This window comes from Bradyrhizobium lablabi (assembly GCF_900141755.1).
GTDB classification, from domain to species: Bacteria; Pseudomonadota; Alphaproteobacteria; order Rhizobiales; family Xanthobacteraceae; genus Bradyrhizobium; species Bradyrhizobium lablabi_A.
Window position 1 is genome coordinate 3,020,161 of sequence record NZ_LT670844.1, and the last position, 19,226, is coordinate 3,039,386.

Sequence of the window (19,226 nt, forward strand, 5' to 3'; positions counted from 1 at the left end):
GTTCCGGCTTCAAGCGCCGGGATGACCCTAGTACATGAAATAGCGCTGCGCCATGGGCAGCACCTCGGCCGGCGCGCAGGTCAGAAGCTCGCCATCGGCTCGGACCTCATAGGTCTCCGTATCGACCTCGATGTTGGGCGTGGCATCGTTGTGGATCATGCTCTTCTTGGAGATATTGCCGCGGGTATTTTGCACGGCATAGAGCCTTTTCTCGATGCCGAGCTTCTTGGCCAGCCCCGAGGCCACCGCAGCCTTGGAGGAAAACACCACCGAGGATGCCGTGAGCGATTTGCCGAAGGCTGCGAACATCGGCTGGTAATGCACCGGCTGCGGGGTGGGAATCGACGCATTCGGATCGCCCATGGGCGCTGCCACGATCGAGCCGCCCTTGATGACGCATTCGGGTTTCACGCCGAAGAACGCGGGCGACCACAGCACGAGATCGGCGAGTTTGCCTTTTTCCACCGAGCCGATCAGCTTTGAGACGCCGTGCGCGATCGCGGGGTTGATGGTGTATTTCGCGATGTAGCGCTTGACGCGGAAATTATCGTTGTTGCCCTTGTCCTGCGGCAATGACCCGCGCTGCTTCTTCATCTTGTCGGCGGTCTGCCAGGTGCGGATGATGACTTCGCCCAGCCGCCCCATGGCTTGCGAATCCGACGACATCATCGAGAGCGCGCCGAGGTCGTGCAGGATGTCTTCCGCCGCAATGGTCTCTTTCCGGATGCGGCTTTCGGCAAACGCGAGATCTTCCGCAATCGAGGGATCGAGATGGTGGCACACCATCAGCATGTCCAGATGCTCGTCGATGGTGTTGCGGGTGAATGGGCGGGTCGGATTGGTCGAGGACGGCAGCACGTTCTTCAAGCCCGCGATCTTGATGATATCAGGCGCATGGCCGCCGCCGGCGCCTTCGGTGTGGAAGGCATGGATGGTACGGCCCTTGAAGGCTTTTACGGTGTCTTCGACAAAGCCTGACTCGTTCAGCGTGTCGGTGTGGATCATCACCTGGATGTCGTGATCGTCCGCGACCGAAAGACAATTGTCGATTGCGGCCGGCGTGGTGCCCCAATCCTCGTGCAGCTTTAGCGCACAGGCGCCGGCCTTGATCATCTCGACCAGCGCTGCCGGGCGCGAGGCGTTGCCCTTGCCGGAAATGCCGAGATTGACCGGAAACGCGTCGAACGACTGGATCATCCGCGCCATGTGCCAGGGCCCGGGCGTGCAGGTCGTCGCGTAAGTGCCGTGCGACGGCCCGGTGCCGCCGCCCAGCATCGATGTAACGCCGGACATCAGCGCGTGCTCGATCTGCTGCGGACAGATGAAATGGATATGGCTGTCGAACCCGCCGGCGGTGAGGATCTTGCCTTCGCCGGCGATGACGTCGGTGCCTGGGCCGATCACGATGGTGACGCCGGGCTGGATATCGGGGTTTCCAGCCTTGCCGATGGCGCTGATAAAACCCTCTTTGATCGCGACATCGGCCTTCACGATGCCCCAATGGTCGACGATCAGCGCGTTGGTGATCACGGTATCGGCCGCGCCCTGCTTGTTGGTGACCTGCGACTGCCCCATGCCGTCGCGGATCACCTTGCCGCCGCCGAATTTTACTTCTTCGCCATAGGTGGTGAAATCTTTCTCCACCTCGATGATCAGATCGGTATCCGCAAGCCGCACCCGGTCGCCGGTGGTCGGCCCGAACATGTCGGCATAGACGGAACGTTTTATCTTGACGGACATGTCGTGCTCCAGCTCTCAGATCGCGAGAATCTCAATATGCCAGTCTCAGCGCTTACCAGAATGAGCAGCGCGTTGGGAATCCAGTGCAGCGACTTTCGTGCCCATTGCCGGCTTGGGGACTCGCGGCCACCCCTCTCCCCAACCCTCCCCCGCAAGGGGGGAGGGAGCGACGGAGCGGAGCTTTTGTCGAACGCGATCACGGCTTCCCCTTCGTGTCACTTTGACGCGAGCCACCGGCGGAAGGGTTCCCTCCCCCCTTGCGGGGGAGGGTTAGGGCGGGGGGTGCCGCTTGCTCCGCTGCCTGACCAATAGCCAGCACGACACCCTCCAGATTCTTCATCACATCGTCATTGGTGAAGCGGAGCATGCGATATCCGCGGGATGCAAACCATGCATCACGCCGTTCATCATGGCGGACGCGCTCCTCGAAATCGTGGCTTTCGCCGTCGACCTCAACGACGAGTTTACAGGAGTGCGCCACGAAATCCGCGATGTAGTTGCCCATTGGGCTTTGTCGGCGAAATCCGAGCCCGGCGAGCCGATTTGCCTTCAAATGGCGCCACAACAAGATTTCGGCGCGCGTCATTTCGCGTCTCAACCGTTTAGCACGGGCTCGCTGTATCTCATCCACCGGAGTGTGCGGCATACCCCCCTCCCCAACCCTCCCCCGCAAGGGGGGAGGGAGCCCGACAGCGGTGATCGCCTCACAGGAAATCACAGCTTCCCCATTACATCGCCGCGGAAACCGTAGACGGTGCGTTTGCCGGCAAGCGCCACTAGCTGCACGTCGCGGGTTTGGCCCGGCTCGAAGCGGACCGCGGTGCCGGCGGCGATGTCGAGGCGCATGCCGCGGGCCTTCTTGCGGTCGAATTTCAGCGCGGGGTTGGTTTCGAAGAAATGGTAGTGCGAGCCGACCTGGATCGGCCGGTCGCCGGTGTTGGCGACGTTAAGCGTCACCGTCTTGCGGCCGGCATTGAGCTCGATCTCGCCGTCCTGGATGAAGAGTTCGCCGGGGATCATCTTTCCTCCTCCGTCATTCCGGGGCGAGGCGCAGCCTCGAACTATGATGTGCAATTGCACATCGGAGAATCTCGATCAACAACTTCTGGATTCCGGGTTCGCACTTCGTGCGCCCCGGAATGACGATTTCAATTTCATCTGATCGGCTCATGCACCGTCACAAGCTTCGTGCCGTCGGGAAAGGTCGCTTCGACCTGGATGTCGTGGATCATCTCGGCAATGCCCGGCATCACCTGGGCGCGGGTCAGGACCTGCGCGCCGGCCTGCATCAATTCGGCGACGCTGCGGCCGTCGCGCGCGCCCTCGACGATGAAATCCGAGATGATGGCGATGGCCTCGGGGTGGTTGAGCTTGACGCCGCGTTCCAGCCGCCGCCGCGCCACCATGGCCGCCATCGAGATCAGAAGCTTGTCCTTTTCGCGGGGAGACAGATTCATGCGAGCACTCTAATAAATTGGAAAGGCCTTACTTGATCTAACCTAATTGAGCCACAGCCGGGGCAGCGCGGCGTCAGATGCGCGGCCGAGCACCGCGATCATGTCGGCGCGCAGCCGCGCCGCATCTTGGGCACAGAAGCGGGCCATTGCAAACCCATTCCACGCGGAAATGCCGACCTCGCCACCGAACGAATTCGCCACCTCGCGAATCCGCGTCACCAGCGCCTCGTCGCCCGGCACGATCAGCGCGGTGCCGATCGCCGCGCCGCCTTTTGCGACCGCCGATTTTGCGAGTTTTTCGCCGATATCGCCGTCGAGCCGGATGTTTTCCGCGAACACCAGCCGGCCGCCGCGCGTGAGCCGCCAGCGGTCGACGAACTCGCCATGTAGCATCCGCTCGCCCATCGCGGCGCGGCCGAACACCACGATTTCGCAGAGCAAGAGCGAGGCGTCCGCGGCAAGGTCGATGTCGATCCGGCGCGAGACCCGAGCACGGTCGAACAGAATGGTCTCCTGCGGCAACCAAGCAAGGTGCGCACCGGCCGCAACCTTCAGCGCAATATCGAGCTCCGCCGCCGGGCCCTGCGCGCGGTAGATTTTTTCCGCCGCCGCGGTCGTGACCGCAAGCCGCGTTCCTTCGCCGGCCGCAATATCGATCTCAAAACGGTCGCCGCCGGCGACGCCGCCGGCGGTGTTGACAAAAACCGCCGACAGCCCGTCGCCCTCGGGCGAGGGAAAGCGGACGCGCAGCGAGCCGGATTCATGCAGATGATGGCGGCGGGTCACGCCTTCGACCTGGCGCACGTCGAACCTGACCGCGCCCCGCGCCCGGTTGGCCGCGAAAATCACAGACGCCGCGCTCGTGGTATCGGTCCGCATCCGCCCCTAAACCCTCCCCAACAGGGCGCGCGGCCTTGTCGGGCCGCCTCACCAAGCCTCGTTACAGCGCCATCTGACGACTAATCTCGGCGGGATCGAGGGTGCTGCGATCGCAGGAAAATTTCACCGCGCCCCGGTCCATCACGGCGAAATAGTCGCCGAGCTCGCAGGCAAAGTCGAGATATTGTTCGACCAGCACGATCGCGATGTTGCCGAGGCTGCGCAGATACGAGATCGCGCGCCCGATATCCTTGATGATCGACGGCTGGATGCCCTCGGTCGGCTCGTCGAGAAGCAACAGTTTTGGCCGCATCACCAACGCGCGTCCGATCGCGAGCTGCTGCTGCTGGCCGCCGGACAAATCGCCGCCGCGGCGCCCGAGCATCGATTGCAGCACCGGAAACAGCGAGAATACGTCATCGGGAATATGACGGTCCTCGCGCTTCAACGGCCCAAAACCTGTCTTGAGATTTTCCTCCACCGTCAATAGCGGAAAAATCTCGCGGCCCTGCGGCACGAAGCCGATGCCCTTGCGCGCGCGCTCGTAGGGCCTCAAGCCCGTGATGTCGGCGCCGTCGAAATTGATCGAGCCCGACGCAATCGGGTATTGGCCGACCATCGCGCGCAGCAGCGAGGTCTTGCCCACGCCGTTGCGACCCAGCACGCAGGTGACCTTGCCGGGCTCGGCCGAGATCGAGACGCCGCGCAGCGCCTGGGCGGCGCCGTAATAGAGGTTGATGTTTTCGACCTTCAGCATCGCGCTCACCGCCCCAGATACACTTCGATCACCCGATCATTGGAAGAAACCTGATCGATGCTTCCCTCTGCCAACACTGTGCCTTCATGCAGGCAGGTCACCTTGACGCCGAGCTCGCGGACGAAGGTCATGTCGTGTTCGACCACCATCACGGTCTTGTCCTTGTTGATTTCCTTCAGGAGCTCAGCGGTCTGATGGGTTTCGACGTCGGTCATCCCGGCGACGGGCTCGTCGACCAACAGCAATTTGGGATCCTGCGCCAGCAGCATGCCGATCTCGAGCCATTGCTTCTGGCCATGCGACAGGCTGCCGGCCAGGCGGTTGCGCGCGTCAGTGAGGCGGATGGTTTCCAGCACCTTCTCGATGCGCTCGGTTTCCGGCTTGCTCTCGCGCCAGAACAGCGTGCCCTTGACGCTGTGATCGACATTGAGCGCGAGCAGCAGATTGTCCTCGATGGTCTGGCTTTCGAACACCGTCGGCTTCTGGAATTTGCGGCCGATGCCGAGCTCGGCAATTCGCGTCTCGTCGAGACGGGTCAGATCCGTGATGCCGTCGAACAATACCGTGCCCTCATCCGGCTTGGTCTTGCCGGTGATGATGTCCATCATGGTGGTCTTGCCGGCGCCGTTCGGGCCGATGATGGCCCGCATCTCGCCGGGCGCGAGCGTCAGCGACAGATTATTGATGGCGTGAAAGCCGTCGAAGGAGACGTGCACGCCGTCGAGATAGAGCAGCGCCGAAGTCGCCCGTGTATCCATGACGTTCATGCGCTCACTCCGCCGGGTTCGGTTCGCTGACGCCGTCCTCGCGCGCGGCGCTCGCGGCGGCCGCCGTCACCGCCAGGCGCTGCGCCTTCCAGGGCTCCCACCAGGCGTTGAAGGTGCCGACGATCCCCTTCGGCAATAATAACGTCACCAGAATGAACATCGCGCCCAGCATGAACAGCCAGTACGGCGCGAGCGAGCCGGAGGTGAAGAAGGTTTTTGCGTAATTGACGACGACGGCGCCAAGCGCAGCCCCGATCAGCGTGCCGCGGCCGCCGACCGCGACCCAGATCACCGCCTCGATCGAATTGCCCGGCGCGAATTCGCTTGGATTGATGATGCCGACCTGCGGCACGTAGAGCGCGCCGGCGACGCCCGCCATGCAGGCCGACAGCGTGAACACGAACAGCTTGTAGGACTCGACGCGGTAGCCGAGAAACCTCGTGCGGGATTCGGCGTCACGCACCGCGATCAGCACCTTGCCGAGCTTCGAGGTCACGACCGCGCGGCAGATCAGAAAGCCGATGATCAGCGCCAGGCAGCTCAGCGCGAACAGCGCGGCGCGGGTGCCGTCGGCCTGCACGTTGAAGCCCAAAATGTCCTTGAAATCGGTCAGGCCGTTATTGCCGCCGAAGCCGAAATCGTTGCGGAAGAACGCCAGCAGCAACGCGTAGGTCATGGCCTGGGTGATGATCGAGAGATAGACGCCGGTGACGCGGGAGCGAAACGCCAGCCAGCCGAAGCAGAACGCGAGCAGGCCAGGCGCCAGAACCACGATCAGCGCCGCGAACCAGAACATGTCGAAGCCGTGCCAGTACCACGGCAGTTTCGGATAATTCAGGAACACCATGAAGTCGGGCAGGATCGGATTGCCGTAGACGCCGCGGCTGCCGATCTGGCGCATCAGATACATGCCCATCGCGTAGCCGCCGAGCGCGAAGAACGCGCCATGGCCGAGCGAGAGGATGCCGCAATAGCCCCAGATCAGATCGATCGCGAGCGCCAGCACGGCGTAGCAGACATATTTGCCCCATAGCGCCACCAGATAGGTCGGCACCTGGAAGAACGAGCCCGCCGGCAACAACAGGTTCGACAGCGGGATCAGGATTCCGCAACCCGCGACCACGATCAGAAACAGCGTCGCGCTGCGATCCAGCGAGCGCGTGAGCACGTGCGGCATCATTGGCTCTTACCTCTCCCGCTTGCGGGGGAGGTCGACGCGCTCGGCAGAGCGCGGCGGGTGGGGGAATTGCCTCCACTTGGCGCCGGCGCTCGTGGAGAGACCCCCACCCCGACCCTCCCCCGCAAGCGGGAGAGGGCGCTAGAGCCGCGCCCGGCAAGGCATTCAAATGCAACAAGCGGCATCATGCTTCCACCGCCCGCCCCTTGAGCGCGAACAGGCCACGCGGGCGCTTCTGAATGAACAGGATGATCAGGACCAGAATGGCGATCTTGCCGAGCACGGCGCCGGCGACCGGCTCGAGGAACTTGTTGGCGATGCCGAGCGTGAAGGCGCCGACCAGCGTACCCCAGAGATTACCGACACCGCCGAACACCACCACCATGAAAGAGTCGATGATGTAGCTCTGGCCGAGATTGGGACTGACATTGTCGATCTGCGACAGCGCAACGCCTGCGATCCCGGCAATGCCCGAGCCCAGGCCGAAGGTCAGCGCATCGACGCGCGAGGTCGCAATTCCCATCGATGCCGCCATTCTGCGGTTTTGCGTCACCGCGCGCATCTCGAGCCCGAGCGCCGTATAGCGCAGCATCGCCAGCAGGATGACGAATACCGCGAGCGTGAAGCAGAGGATCCACAGCCGGTTATAGGTGATCGTGATCTGTCCGATCTCGAACGCGCCGCTCATCCAGGAGGGATTGCCGACCTCGCGGTTGTTGGGACCGAAGAGGGAGCGCACCGCCTGCTGCAGCACCAGCGACAATCCCCAGGTCGCGAGCAGGGTCTCCAGCGGCCGGCCGTAGAGAAAGCGGATGATGCTGCGCTCGATCAGGATACCGATCGCGCCGGCGACGATGAAGGACAGCGGCACCGCGATCAACAGCGAATAGTCGAACAGTCCGGGATAGCTGGTGCGGATGATGTCCTGCACCACGAAGGTGGTGTAGGCCCCTAACATCACCATCTCGCCATGGGCCATGTTGATGACGCCCATCACGCCGAAGGTGATGGCAAGACCGATCGCGGCCAATAGCAGCACCGAGCCGAGCGACAGCCCGTACCAGGCGTTCTGCACCATGGACCACATCGCAAGGGTATTCTGGATCGACGAGGTGGCGCTGGCGGCGGCGCGCGCGATCGCCGGCGGCTGGTCTCCGCTCAACCCGGTCAAGAGCGCCAGCGCTTCCTGATCGCCGCGCGACTTGATGGCGGCGATGGCTTCGAGTTTTTCGGCGTCGGTGGCGTCCTCCTTGAACAACAGGATCGCCGCGCGCGCTTCGTTGAAGGCGAGCTTCGCGCCCTTGTTGGTCTCCTTGGCGAGGGCACTGTCGATCGCCGGCAACATGGTCTCGTCATGGGTCTTGAAAACCGATTGCGCGGCCTGGATCCGCGCGGCGGGATCGGGCGATTGCAGCGTCAGGCTGCCGAGGGCTGCCTCCACGGTGCGGCGCAGGCGGTTGTTGAGGCGTACCGCGGCCGCGCTATCGGGAATGCTGTCGACCGGCGCGCCGGTTGCGGCATCGATGATCTTGCCGTCCGCTTCTTTGACGTAAACTTTCTTGGTATCAGGATCGGCCATCAAGCGGTCGTCCTGCAGCGCGCTGATGATGCGGTAGGCCAGCGGATTGCCGCTGGCCGCGACAACGCCGATGGCTTCCTCGGTATCGGAAAACTCGTCATTTGCGAATTTACTGACCGCGTCGTCGAACGGTCCGGCTATGACCGGCAGCGCGGTGGCAATAATCAGCAAGAATGCAAATGGGAATGCGCGGACGTATTTAACGGCTTTGGTAAACACTGGACGACCCCGGCAGAAGCAGAAGGAAGGCGGCGGATATCGCCGCCTTCCTGGTTTTTGGGCGCTAGAGCGTGATGACTTTTCTTCGAATCGTCATCCCGCTCTATCTTTATCTTTTATTTGAGCATGATCTTCTCGGAAAACCGGTGGCCACTTTTCCGGATCATGCTCGAGGACTTAGCTCAGGAGCCCTGACCGCCGCACTTGTTGGTCTTGGTGTTCCAGTTGCCGCACTTCTTGCCAACCCAGTCGCCGATCAGGTCCTTGGAGCCCTCGAGCTCCTTCGACCATGCATCGCCGGCCACCAGGCCCGGGGTCTTCCACACCACATCGAACTGGCCGTTGCCTTTGATTTCGCCGATGAACACCGGCTTGGTGATGTGATGGTTCGGAAGCATCTTCGAGATGCCGCCGGTCAGGTTCGGCGTTTCGATACCGGGCAGAGCGTCGATCACCTTGTCGGCGTCGGTCGACTTCACTTTCTCCACCGCCTTCACCCACATGTTGAAGCCGATGACGTGCGCCTCCATCGGATCGTTGGTGGTGCGCTTCGGGTTCTTGGTGTAGGCCTGCCAGTCCTTGATGAACTTCTCGTTCGCAGGCGTCTTGATCGACTCGAAGTAGTTCCAGGCGGCGAGATGGCCGAGCAGCGGCTTGGTGTCGATGCCGGCGAGTTCTTCTTCGCCGACCGAGAATGCGACAACCGGAATGTCGGTCGCCTTGATGCCCTGGTTGCCGAGCTCCTTGTAGAAGGGAACGTTGGCGTCGCCGTTGATGGTCGAGACCACCGCGGTCTTCTTGCCCGCCGAACCGAACTTCTTGATGTCGGCGACGATGGTCTGCCAATCCGAATGACCGAACGGCGTGTAGTTGATCATGATGTCTTCCTGCTTGACGCCTTTCGACTTCAAGTAGGCTTCGAGGATCTTGTTGGTGGTGCGCGGATAAACGTAGTCGGTGCCGGCCAGCACCCAGCGCTTCACCTTTTCGTCCTTCATCAAATAGTCGACGGCAGGGATCGCCTGCTGGTTCGGCGCCGCACCCGTGTAGAACACGTTGCGCTCGCTCTCTTCGCCCTCATACTGCACCGGGTAGAACAGGATGTTGTTCAATTCCTTGAACACCGGCAACACCGATTTGCGCGACACCGAGGTCCAGCAGCCGAACACGACGGCAACCTTGTCCTTGGTGATCAACTCACGCGCCTTTTCGGCGAACAGCGGCCAGTTCGAGGCGGGATCGACGACGACGGCTTCGAGCTTCTTGCCGAGCACGCCACCCTTTTTATTTTGCTCGTCGATCAGGAAGAGGATGGTGTCCTTCAGCGTGGTTTCGCTGATGGCCATGGTGCCGGAGAGCGAATGCAGAACGCCGACCTTGATGGTGTCGTCGGCGGCTTTCGCTGACGTGAACGCGGCCAGGCCCAAAACCAGGCCGGCGGTCGCCGCAAGCCAGCGGCGGCGGCTCAGCGTCGCTATATCGTGAGTAAGTTGTGTAAGCATGAAATGTCATCTCCCTGACGCAGGCGTGAAACGCTACGAAACGGCCCCAACGGCCGCCTGCGTTAATGGAATCGCAAGAACCATGCCACGGTAGGCACCAGTGGTAACGTGATGGCTTCGTTGAGGAATCCCCTGTTGCGAGGCGATCCGCGGCGACTATTGCCTAAATTTTAGACTGAAAAGATGTATACTAAATCGGCAAAGTGTTTAATTCGCCAGCAAATATGACACGTTGGCTAAATTTACGGCAGGCAGCTTTTTTGCACTGCAGCGTGCACCAAGACCCCAATTTCGATTGGTAAATCAGGCCTTTGGGGTCCGCCTCTTAACCGCAGCGGCGGGCCCCTGCACGATTCACCTTGAAAGCGCCGTGTTCGTGTTCCATATCAGGGGCACGACCTAGGGAATCACCGGGTCATTGCGAGCCGCGTGTTCTGAGCCCGTCCAACGGTTTCTGGCTTGCCCTTATCAGCTAACCAAAACCGACGCCCCAAACACGCGGGTGTCTCTGACACCCTCGCGCGCTCCTGGCGAACACCGCCGGGCGCCTGCCTTTTGTAATGGAAAGAACCCACCTTTTGACCTCCTTTCAGGATTTCGGCCTCGCCGAACCCATCTCGCGTGCGCTCAAAGAAGAGAATTACCTCACGCCCACCCCCATCCAGGCTCAAACCATCCCACTCGCGCTGACCGGCCGTGACGTCGTCGGCATCGCGCAGACCGGTACCGGCAAGACCGCCGCGTTCGCGCTTCCGATCCTGCATCGCATTCTGGAGAACCGCATCCGGCCGCAGCCCAAATCCTGCCGCGTGCTCGTGCTTTCTCCGACCCGCGAATTGTCCGGACAGATTCTCGACAGTTTCAACGCCTATGGCCGTCATATCCGCCTCACTTCGGCTCTCGCGATCGGCGGCGTCCCGATGGGACGTCAGGTCCGCTCGATCATGCAGGGTGTCGAAGTCATGGTAGCGACCCCCGGCCGCCTGCTCGATCTCGTGCAAAGCAACGGGCTCAAGCTCGGCCAGGTCGAGTTTCTCGTGCTCGACGAGGCCGACCGCATGCTGGACATGGGCTTCATCAACGACATCCGCAAAATCGTCGGCAAACTGCCGATCAAGCGGCAGACGCTGTTCTTCTCGGCGACCATGCCGAAGGATATCGCCGAACTCGCCGAAGCGATGCTGCGGGATCCGGCCCGCGTCGCGGTGACGCCGGTCGCCTCCACCGTCGAGCGTATCACCCAGCGCATCATCCAGGTCGATCACTCCAACAAGCCCGCCTTCCTGGCGCAGCTCCTCAAGCAGGAACCGGTCGATCGCGCGCTGGTCTTCACCCGCACCAAGCATGGCGCCGACAAGGTCGTGAAGGGCCTGGCACGGGCCGGCATTAGTGCCGATGCCATTCATGGCAACAAGTCGCAGAACCACCGCGAGCGGGTGCTGGCGGCATTCCGCGCCGGCGACATCCGCACCCTCGTCGCCACCGACATTGCCGCCCGCGGCATCGACGTCGATGGCATCTCGCATGTGGTGAACTTCGACCTTCCCAACGTGCCTGAGACCTACGTCCATCGCATCGGCCGCACCGCGCGCGCCGGCGCCGAGGGCGTCGCGATCTCGCTGATCGCGGGCGCTGAGGAAATGGGGTATCTGCGCGACATCGAAAAGCTGATCCGCATCGTCCTGCCGCGCGAAGACCGTCGCACGCCGGGCCACCGCGATGCAGCACCCGCGCCGGCCCAGCATCATCGCGGCGGCCGTCCCGCCCCGCGGGTGCATGCCGCCAGGGTCAATGACGCGGCACCGGGATCGAAAGGTCCTCGCCGCGGCCGCCGTTCCGGTGGTAATAATGGCGTTCCGCCAACCAACCGGCACGAGGCCAACCGGCAGGAGCCGCACCGAGCCTCGCCGCAAGGCGGCGGCAAGGCTGAAGGGATGCAAGGGGTTGCTTTTTTGCATCGCGAAAGCCGACCGAATACCAAACCCAACCGCACCCAACGACCACGCTAGCCGTCGATCGATCTGGAGAGAACCATGGCTAAAGAAGAGCTGATCCAGTTCGAAGGACTGGTGACCGAAATCCTCCCCGATGCACGTTACCGCGTGCAGCTCGATGCCGGACACGAGATCGTCGCCTACACCGCCGGCAAGATGAAGAAGAACCGCATCAAGACACTGGCGGGCGATCGGGTGACGATCGAGATGTCGCCCTACGACCTGGAAAAAGGCCGGCTGATCTTCCGTCACAAGGACGAGCGTCCCGGTGGCGGCGGCGGCGCGCCGCGTGGTGCACCGCCGCGCGGCCAGTTCCGGCGCAGGTAAGCGCTGGAGCCTCGGTCCCGATGGATCAGAACCGAGGCTCCGCTCTTTATTTGACGCGTTTTCGTCACGCCAACCGCGCTTCGCGCGAAAACGCCCCGATCGCCATTGCCTCGAAATCGCGCACGACGAAAACGTGTCGCCGCGCCGTTACTAGCCCTCGCGCGCAACGGCGGGCGTGGCCAAAAAATCGCGCACCTCAGGATTGTTTTGGGGGCTATTTTGGAATAATATGACCTTATCGATTTTCGGCCGGACGACATTAGCTATCCACCGGTACAGCCGGTTTAGACGCTGACGACCCTTCCAAAAATTCGATCTCACCAGCCCATTGAAAGTGGGCTTCGACTATATCTTTCTTGAGAAGGGACTATCCCGTGAGCATGGGAACCGTGAAGTGGTTTAACGCAACCAAGGGCTTCGGCTTCATTCAACCGGACGACGGTGGCAACGATGTGTTCGTGCACATCTCTGCCGTCGAGCGCGCCGGCCTTGGTACGCTGCGTGAAGGCCAGAAGATCAGCTACGAGATCGTAGCCGATCGTCGCTCTGGCAAGTCATCGGCCGACAATCTGCGCGCCGCCGGCTAAGCGAATTTCTTATCGTCCGGCCTTACGCGAGCCCGGACTTTAGGGAAATTCCATCCGCATCAAACAAGAAAGGCCGCGCTGATAGCGCGGCCTTTTTCTTTTAGCGATGCTTGCATTGGCGTACCGCCGGTTTGCATTGGCGTGCCGCCGGTCATCCGCCTCAGGTCTGCGGACAGAGGTTGTTGTTGGCGGCGACGTTGGGCTGCGGAGGGTTAGGAACAGTATAAACGACGCAAAGGGCCTGACGCGGCCTGCTATAGGCGACGTCGCTCAGCGTCAGGTTGTTCTTCAGCACATAGCCGATCCCCATAGGCTTGTAGTTATAGCTGACCTCGCTGAACAGCAGGTAGGTTTTCTTCACGAGAAGCGCCGCCGGAACGATAGCTGTAACGATGTCGCCCGCAGTGCGCGTCGAAGTCGTCAGCGTTGCCTGCGTGTCGCCGTTGCTGGCGATGAACCCGGCCCTGCTCCATTGGATCTTCGCGACCTGGTTGTTGTCGACATAGATCTCCGAAATCTGCAGCTTCGCGGCTGTTACGTCATAAGGCTTCAGGATCGGTATGGCGGACGTGAAGACATTTTTCAGATAGGTATCGTCGACGGGCGCGTATTGTGCATTCGTCACCGCCGGGTCCGGCGCCGCCTGAGACGTCACGTCGGCCAGCGTTCGCGCGTCCAGCGTTACTTTGCGGTCGACCGCCACCCCGGATGAAACCTCGACCGCGCCAAAGAACATCACCGCCATGATCGGAAGGATCATGGCGAATTCGGTCGCCGCGATGCCGCGCGCATCCTCAAGACACCGCACGGCTGCGAGCCGCATGCGAAGCCAGAACCCTTGCATTGACATGGTTTTCATCTGGTTCGGCCCTCAGTAAGGCTCGGTCTGGAACGCCGCGGCCGCGGTCAGCAATCGCTTGCTGCCACCACACAAACTCGAAATGTTGTAACCGAGCCCGGTAACGATCATGGGCCATTGGTAGAACAACCGCACGACCACGATCTGGCTGGGGCCGCCGGGGTTGTAGCCGATGCCGGTGGGGTCGAAACAGCCGCCGCTGTCGATCTGACTGCTGAGGACGACGTTCGAGAATGCCGGATAGCTCTTCACATCGATAGAGAGGTTGGCGCAACTGAATAGGATCGGGATCTGGTTGCAGACATAGGACTGGAAATCGGCTTGCTGGTACTTCGCGGTCTGCGCTTGCCCGGTCATGATCATGCGCGCGCCATCCTGGGCCATGGTTTCGAGCACCTGGCCTGCGAAAAACACCATCGCGGTCTCGAGGATCGCAAACAGCAGCGCAAAGAACATCGGCGCGACCAGGGCGAATTCGACGGCCGTCGAACCGCGGCGGCTGCGGCGGAATCGGCGCAATATTTTTCGCAATGAGACGGTTGAGGCAGCGGAGGATGGCATCGAGGAACCCCAGGAACGGCAGCGATGGCCTGCGTACAAGAGTTAGCTGAAACTGATTGTCGAAGTGTTTCGCCAAATCAAAGCAGCGTGGGCCGCACTATTAACCGCGCGCTAACCATGATCTGGATGTTTGCGCGAAGCCGCTCCACCAAGCCGGGAAGCAAGAACCTTCACTTAGCGGCCCGCCAAGGCTTCGCGCTCATCGGCACGAGGGATTGCAGGTGAACGATTGGCGAGTGGCGGCGCCCCGGTAAATGGTGATGAGCTTGTTGTCGGCGGTCTCAACGACCTTTTCCGGTCTACTGTCGGCGATGCTGCGCAGCGCCAGTGACAAGATGCCCTCCTGGCGTGCTCTCGCCAACATCTCTGCGTCGTTAGGCGACAATTCCAACGTGGCGGTTTTTCCCAGCACCGCGTTTTGACCGTCCTTCTCCTTGGGCGCCTGATCGATCGCAAGAACACGGACATTGGTCAGTACGGCCTGAGACGTGATGATATCGGGGGGCGTGGAGCCGTCGGGACTTGCCGGCGCGTGTTCGCGCTTGGTTACCAGGACATCGACGCGATCATTGGGCAGAATAAAGCCGCCCGCGCCGGTTTCCGCCGAGATTTCCGTCGAGACCGCTCGCATGCCGGTGGGCAAAATCGCGGCCATGAAACCCGATCCGTTGGCCTTGACCAGCTTCTGCTCGCGGATCGGTTCGCCGGCGATAAAGGGCGCGCGGGCAATCGACCCGGCGAGTTCCGTGGCCGCCTGGGGGCGGTCGCTGCGGCGAATGAAGCTGCCGCTTGACGAAGATTGGGTCCAGGTCTGCCACAGCAGATTTTCGGGGGCGACGGTCTGGCCAAGGGCGATGTCGTCCTTGGCGACCAGGACGTCGACGGTCGGCAATTGCGCGACCGGTTCCACAGGTGCCTTGTTATCCGAGGATCCGCTGACAAGATAGGCGGCCAGGCCGCCCGCGATCAACGCGATGGCCAGAACAATAATGCGTGCGGATTTCATACGCTTTACTCTCACAATACGCCGGGCGGGAACTTCCCGCCGTAGGACCGGAGTTAATCAGTGATCCGTCAAAACTCGATTAACGAAGCGTATTGAAATGGTTCCACCAAGCCCTCCGAATTCAGAGGGCTTCATTCAGGCCGCACTTGCGACGGCTTTTGGCCGGAGGGCGCGCGCGGCAAGGGCGTGGCCAAGCCGGTTGAAATGACGCTCGAACAAGGGTTCGATCACGTAATAGCTGACCCCCAGCGAGGCGCCGGTGACCAGCACGAACATCGGGATCAGATCGACCGAAATCAGCCTGATGATCGCCGCCGCGCAGGCGAAGTGCGTGAGGTAAATGGCGTAGGAATGTCTCCCCAGAAGCGCCATAAACGACACCGCGACGTTCAATGCCAAAATCGCGAACGAAATGACAAACAAAACGAAGATTTGAGCTCCCCGCGAATCTTCCCATGACCAGCACAGACACGCTCCAATCAGCAACAGGATACCCAGTGCCGGCGGATTTTTTTGCTCGATGCACTGGTAGAGCAAGATGCCTAGTCCGAAGCAGATCAATTGCCGCGGCAGCCAGCAATAGAAGAACGCGTTAGCAAGATACGCCTGGTTCGCCGGCAGCGAGGCGGCCATCTGCGGTATCAAATATCTTTGCGCCGCGAATTGCCCGACAACGCTGATCAGGGCGACCGAAACGTAAAAGAAAATCGGGCCGTTGCGCCGCCTGAGGATATAGATGATCAGCGGAAACAGCAGGTAAAACTGCATTTCCACGGCGATGCTCCAGCCGCCCGGAACCACCGAATTAAATGCGGTGACGCTCGACCAATGCAGGAAAAACAACGTCAGCAGGATGTCGCGCGCACTGATGCCGTCGGGGGCCCAGAGCTTAATAAGGCCCTCGCCTTTCGTCACCAGGAGGTAGAAAAGGATGGCCAGCCAAAACAGCGGAACGATCCTGAAGATGCGACGAATATAGAACGAGCGGGCCGCGGCGAGATCGTCCCTGGCTCCGTATGTCAGCATCATCGTATAGCCACTGACGATGAAAAATAGCTGAACGCCCATCTCGCCATGGTTCGATGCAAATGAACCCAGGCCCGCGACGATGCTCGTCGTGAACCAGGCGCAATGCCCGAGCAGGACCAATAGGATGGCCATGCCACGCAACACGTCCAGCGATTGATTGCGTTCGGTCATGGCTTGCCCGGTCAATGGGCGGTGCGGACATGCAGCACGGCGTTGTCGTCCGCATAGACGCGGCTCCAGCCGTCGAGATGGTCCAAGAGGCTTGCCGCCGGCGTCACCGGCGTCAGCAGCACCGCGTCGATGTCGTAATCCCTGAGCAGGTTGAGAAAAAGATTGACGTCCTTGAGCTGGAGCGCGCGGTAATAGTTCATCTCGAAGGCCTCGCCGTACAGCTCGGCGCGGCCGTCGATGAACACGGGCAGTTGCCGCGAGATCAGATATCCACCGAACGGAAGGTCGTTGAGAACCCGCTTGGGGTGTCTCGCGATCAGTGCATCGACGGCGGCGGCCGGCGACTGGATCGCCGTCGGCGAATATTTGGAAGTAGCCGCGAAGGCCCAGGTCGAGGCGCCGAGCAAAGCGGCCAGTATCGCGGCTGACGCGATCGGGAAATTGGTCCTGACCGGGCGCACCGCCTTTAGCCCGAATTGCGACGCGACGGGCGTGAGCACCACGAGCGGCATCAGCAGCGCAAGGATCTCGATGTTGCGGACGTGCGAAAGGGCCATGTGAAACAGCCCGAGCACCAGCAGGATTCGCGGCGGCGTAAGCTTGACGCCGCAATAGAGCGCGAGCGCGATCGAGGCGAAGACATAGGCTTCGAACGGACTGAGGCGGCTGAAGTCCGCCGGCATCCATTCGTAAATCAAATGCAGCAATTCGCCGAGGTCGAGGATCTTGCGCGCCGCAAGGATCGATCCCCATCCGTAGGGCGTCGCGCAGCACGCCACCAGCGCGCCGATGCCGAAGGCGATCCATCGCAGCGCCAGCCGCCGACGTTGCGGGGCTTGCGCATTCCACAGTGCGTCAAGTGCGAACGGCGCGACCAGAGCAAGCCCGAACACGAAGCCGCCGTGAAGGTTTGCCCACAGCGCGATCAGCGGCAGCAGCCAGAACGACGGCGCCTCGCGCCGCTCGCTCGCTTCCACCAGTCCGTTGACCCACGCCACCATGACCGGCAGCACCAGCACATGCGGGCGCGCCAGCAGGTGACCCGTCGACAGCATCAGCGCCGCCAGCGCAATGATGTTGGCGTAGGTTGCGGGAATCTTGCGCCCGAGAATGTGCGCGAACAGCGCAAACGTCGCGGCAATGCTTGCCGCCGACAGCACGACCGGCCCGCTCCAGCCCGCCAGCTCGTAGGCTTCGGCAAACAAGACCTGCGCCAGCCACGAACTCGAAACCCAGGGCTCGCCGGCCTTGGTGAAGGAATAAAGATCGACGTGCGGGACGGCGTTATGATCGAGGATCCATTTCCCCGCCGCGATCTGCCAGTAGGTATCGGAATCGTTGAGCAGGCTGCCGCCGTTGATCACGAGAAGCAGGTATACGCCGAGGCCGAGCCAGAGCCAGGCCGGAAGCCGGCCAAGACTGAAAGCCCTCTCTTGATGGACGGTGTCGACGCTGACGCTCATGAAGAGAGCTCTCAAACCATCGCGCTAGTGGCGGAACGGATAGGCCAATTGCCCGCCGATCTCGGTGGGGATCGCCGGATCGTCGACGCCGTAATTGTCCGGCAGGCTGTTCTCCGGCATCCGGAAGGTGCCGAACAGGATATCCCAGACCGGAAAGGTCCCGGCGAAGTTGGTGTTGCCGCCCTCTTCCAGTGAGGTGTGATGCCAGCGGTGGAACACCGGCGTCGCCAGCACATATTTGAACGGGCCGAGCGTCCAGCTCAGATTGGCGTGGACGAAGGCCGAGTGGAAGGTCGTGAACGGCCCGACCCACAGCATGATGTTGGGCGAGATGCCGGCGGTCAACAGGATGACGTCGACCATGATGGTTCCGAGGAACAGGTTCACCGGATGGAAACGCGCCGCCGAAATCCAGTCGAGATCCTCCGAGGAATGATGGATCGCGTGATATTTCCAGAAACTGCTGCCGTGAAACATCCGGTGCAGCCAGTACAGCATGAAATCCGACGCAACCAGGAACACGATGGCCTGCAGCCACAGCGGCATCATGGCGAGCGGGCCGTGACCGTTGTCGTAGAACGCGACCAGTTCGTCGGCGTCGTGAATCTTGAAAATGAGGCCGGCGCTGAACACCAACAGCCCGATCCGCAGCACGCGCGCGAACACCGGAACGAAGAACCAGTAACAAATGTCGGTCACGAGCTCGCGCTTGCGCCACCACGGAGTGCCGGCATTGCAGGCCCAGAAATGGGTCAGCACGGAGAACACCAGCGCCAGCACGATCGTGATCGGCACCACTTTGGCGATCGTCTCTCCCAGCAGATGGACGACTTCCAAGGGCAAACTGGACATGACTACCTCATCTGATCGGGGACCTTACGCCTACGCCTCGCGGCTTAAGGAGCCATGAATCCGGCGTGGTCGATCGTGCATGATAACGCCGCGCGGTCTCCATGATGAAGGCCGCCAAGATCGACATCGGATTCTAGCGAAGCTCTTAATTCGAAATTTACTGTGCTCAACAAGAGCCCGTTCCAGCGGTGTTTCCGCGATCGAATTAACTGTGCCGCAATCGTCCCTGCTTACGGTTCCCCCATGGTCACGGTGTGCTGAGAACGCCGGGGATCAAACTTAAGTTCGACCAGCCACGTG

General features: G+C 61.5%; 19 protein-coding genes. 3 read left to right on the forward strand and 16 right to left on the reverse strand.

The genetic code is table 11. The features are described 5' to 3' along the window. Positions 1-27: 27 nt before the first annotated feature. From ureC to urtA, 10 genes are all read right to left on the reverse strand, one after another. Positions 28-1,740 (reverse strand): urease subunit alpha, encoded by a 1,713-nt coding sequence (gene ureC, locus B5526_RS14075; RefSeq protein ID WP_079538843.1) that lies wholly within the window; start codon positions 1,738-1,740, stop codon positions 28-30. A gap of 196 nt (positions 1,741-1,936) precedes the next feature. Beyond that, the gene (locus B5526_RS14080; protein WP_244562293.1) at positions 1,937-2,326 is read right to left on the reverse strand and encodes an endonuclease domain-containing protein; all 390 of its coding nucleotides are present in this window, start codon (positions 2,324-2,326) and stop codon (positions 1,937-1,939) included. A 128-nt stretch (positions 2,327-2,454) separates the two neighbouring features. Further along, positions 2,455-2,760: an urease subunit beta gene (locus B5526_RS14085; RefSeq protein WP_079538845.1), complete on the reverse strand. Its 306-nt coding sequence runs from the start codon at positions 2,758-2,760 to the stop codon at positions 2,455-2,457. Between the two features lie 134 nt (positions 2,761-2,894). Further along, positions 2,895-3,197 carry an urease subunit gamma gene (locus B5526_RS14090; RefSeq protein WP_079538846.1) on the reverse strand — a complete coding sequence of 101 codons (303 nt, stop codon included), beginning with the start codon at positions 3,195-3,197 and terminating at the stop codon, positions 2,895-2,897. Between the two features lie 42 nt (positions 3,198-3,239). After that, positions 3,240-4,076: an urease accessory protein UreD gene (locus tag B5526_RS14095; RefSeq protein ID WP_079538847.1), complete on the reverse strand. Its 837-nt coding sequence runs from the start codon at positions 4,074-4,076 to the stop codon at positions 3,240-3,242. Between the two features lie 61 nt (positions 4,077-4,137). Next, complete coding sequence (gene urtE / locus B5526_RS14100; protein WP_079544992.1) at positions 4,138-4,833, reverse strand: urea ABC transporter ATP-binding subunit UrtE; 696 nt, start codon at positions 4,831-4,833, stop codon at positions 4,138-4,140. Between the two features lie 5 nt (positions 4,834-4,838). Next, entirely contained in the window at positions 4,839-5,600 is a 762-nt protein-coding gene (gene urtD / locus B5526_RS14105) for an urea ABC transporter ATP-binding protein UrtD (RefSeq protein ID WP_079538848.1), read from the reverse strand. A gap of 4 nt (positions 5,601-5,604) precedes the next feature. After that, positions 5,605-6,780, reverse strand: coding sequence for an urea ABC transporter permease subunit UrtC (urtC, locus tag B5526_RS14110; RefSeq protein WP_079538850.1), 1,176 nt, complete (start codon positions 6,778-6,780; stop codon positions 5,605-5,607). A 181-nt stretch (positions 6,781-6,961) separates the two neighbouring features. Then, positions 6,962-8,524: an urea ABC transporter permease subunit UrtB gene (gene urtB / locus B5526_RS14115; RefSeq protein ID WP_079544993.1), complete on the reverse strand. Its 1,563-nt coding sequence runs from the start codon at positions 8,522-8,524 to the stop codon at positions 6,962-6,964. Positions 8,525-8,757: 233 nt separating this feature from the next. Further along, positions 8,758-10,077 (reverse strand): urea ABC transporter substrate-binding protein, encoded by a 1,320-nt coding sequence (urtA, locus tag B5526_RS14120; RefSeq protein ID WP_079538851.1) that lies wholly within the window; start codon positions 10,075-10,077, stop codon positions 8,758-8,760. A 560-nt stretch (positions 10,078-10,637) separates the two neighbouring features. Between urtA and B5526_RS14125 the strand changes: the two genes are divergently transcribed. From B5526_RS14125 to B5526_RS14135, 3 genes are all read left to right on the forward strand, one after another. Next, positions 10,638-12,086, forward strand: a complete 1,449-nt coding sequence (locus tag B5526_RS14125) for a DEAD/DEAH box helicase (RefSeq protein ID WP_079538853.1) — start codon at positions 10,638-10,640, stop codon at positions 12,084-12,086. A gap of 24 nt (positions 12,087-12,110) precedes the next feature. Next, complete coding sequence (infA, locus tag B5526_RS14130) at positions 12,111-12,398, forward strand: translation initiation factor IF-1 (protein WP_079538854.1); 288 nt, start codon at positions 12,111-12,113, stop codon at positions 12,396-12,398. Between the two features lie 374 nt (positions 12,399-12,772). Then, on the forward strand, positions 12,773-12,985 hold the full coding sequence (locus B5526_RS14135) for a cold-shock protein (RefSeq protein ID WP_011474122.1): 213 nt from the start codon (positions 12,773-12,775) through the stop codon (positions 12,983-12,985). Between the two features lie 160 nt (positions 12,986-13,145). Here B5526_RS14135 and B5526_RS14140 read toward each other — a convergent pair whose 3' ends face one another. The 6 genes from B5526_RS14140 to B5526_RS14165 all read right to left on the reverse strand — a co-directional run bounded on the left by B5526_RS14140 (position 13,146) and on the right by B5526_RS14165 (position 18,926). Next, entirely contained in the window at positions 13,146-13,844 is a 699-nt protein-coding gene (locus B5526_RS14140) for a TadE/TadG family type IV pilus assembly protein (RefSeq protein WP_349642779.1), read from the reverse strand. Between the two features lie 12 nt (positions 13,845-13,856). Then, positions 13,857-14,405: a TadE family protein gene (locus tag B5526_RS14145; RefSeq protein ID WP_079538855.1), complete on the reverse strand. Its 549-nt coding sequence runs from the start codon at positions 14,403-14,405 to the stop codon at positions 13,857-13,859. A gap of 199 nt (positions 14,406-14,604) precedes the next feature. Continuing rightward, a complete protein-coding gene (gene cpaB / locus B5526_RS14150) occupies positions 14,605-15,411 on the reverse strand; it encodes a Flp pilus assembly protein CpaB (protein ID WP_079538857.1) in 807 nt (268 codons plus the stop codon). Positions 15,412-15,546: 135 nt separating this feature from the next. Then, the gene (locus B5526_RS14155; RefSeq protein ID WP_079538859.1) at positions 15,547-16,611 is read right to left on the reverse strand and encodes an acyltransferase family protein; all 1,065 of its coding nucleotides are present in this window, start codon (positions 16,609-16,611) and stop codon (positions 15,547-15,549) included. An 11-nt stretch (positions 16,612-16,622) separates the two neighbouring features. Beyond that, the gene (locus B5526_RS14160; protein ID WP_079538860.1) at positions 16,623-18,074 is read right to left on the reverse strand and encodes a hypothetical protein; all 1,452 of its coding nucleotides are present in this window, start codon (positions 18,072-18,074) and stop codon (positions 16,623-16,625) included. 24 nt (positions 18,075-18,098) lie between these two features. Next, positions 18,099-18,926 carry a sterol desaturase family protein gene (locus B5526_RS14165; RefSeq protein ID WP_079538862.1) on the reverse strand — a complete coding sequence of 276 codons (828 nt, stop codon included), beginning with the start codon at positions 18,924-18,926 and terminating at the stop codon, positions 18,099-18,101. Positions 18,927-19,226: the final 300 nt, after the last annotated feature.

Excerpts from the sequence above, each read along its gene's own strand:
- ureC (WP_079538843.1), bottom strand. The coding sequence starts at position 1,740 with ATGTCCGTCAAGATAAAACGTTCCGTCTATGCCGACATGTTCGGGCCG.
- B5526_RS14080 (WP_244562293.1), bottom strand. The coding sequence starts at position 2,326 with ATGACGCGCGCCGAAATCTTGTTGTGGCGCCATTTGAAGGCAAATCGG.
- B5526_RS14085 (WP_079538845.1), bottom strand. The coding sequence starts at position 2,760 with ATGATCCCCGGCGAACTCTTCATCCAGGACGGCGAGATCGAGCTCAAT.
- B5526_RS14090 (WP_079538846.1), bottom strand. The coding sequence starts at position 3,197 with ATGAATCTGTCTCCCCGCGAAAAGGACAAGCTTCTGATCTCGATGGCG.
- B5526_RS14095 (WP_079538847.1), bottom strand. The coding sequence starts at position 4,076 with ATGCGGACCGATACCACGAGCGCGGCGTCTGTGATTTTCGCGGCCAAC.
- urtE (WP_079544992.1), bottom strand. The coding sequence starts at position 4,833 with ATGCTGAAGGTCGAAAACATCAACCTCTATTACGGCGCCGCCCAGGCG.
- urtD (WP_079538848.1), bottom strand. The coding sequence starts at position 5,600 with ATGAACGTCATGGATACACGGGCGACTTCGGCGCTGCTCTATCTCGAC.
- urtC (WP_079538850.1), bottom strand. The coding sequence starts at position 6,780 with ATGATGCCGCACGTGCTCACGCGCTCGCTGGATCGCAGCGCGACGCTG.
- urtA (WP_079538851.1), bottom strand. The coding sequence starts at position 10,077 with ATGCTTACACAACTTACTCACGATATAGCGACGCTGAGCCGCCGCCGC.
- B5526_RS14125 (WP_079538853.1), top strand. The coding sequence starts at position 10,638 with ATGGAAAGAACCCACCTTTTGACCTCCTTTCAGGATTTCGGCCTCGCC.
- infA (WP_079538854.1), top strand. The coding sequence starts at position 12,111 with ATGGCTAAAGAAGAGCTGATCCAGTTCGAAGGACTGGTGACCGAAATC.
- B5526_RS14140 (WP_349642779.1), bottom strand. The coding sequence starts at position 13,844 with ATGAAAACCATGTCAATGCAAGGGTTCTGGCTTCGCATGCGGCTCGCA.
- B5526_RS14145 (WP_079538855.1), bottom strand. The coding sequence starts at position 14,405 with ATGCCATCCTCCGCTGCCTCAACCGTCTCATTGCGAAAAATATTGCGC.
- cpaB (WP_079538857.1), bottom strand. The coding sequence starts at position 15,411 with ATGAAATCCGCACGCATTATTGTTCTGGCCATCGCGTTGATCGCGGGC.
- B5526_RS14155 (WP_079538859.1), bottom strand. The coding sequence starts at position 16,611 with ATGACCGAACGCAATCAATCGCTGGACGTGTTGCGTGGCATGGCCATC.
- B5526_RS14160 (WP_079538860.1), bottom strand. The coding sequence starts at position 18,074 with ATGAGCGTCAGCGTCGACACCGTCCATCAAGAGAGGGCTTTCAGTCTT.
- B5526_RS14165 (WP_079538862.1), bottom strand. The coding sequence starts at position 18,926 with ATGTCCAGTTTGCCCTTGGAAGTCGTCCATCTGCTGGGAGAGACGATC.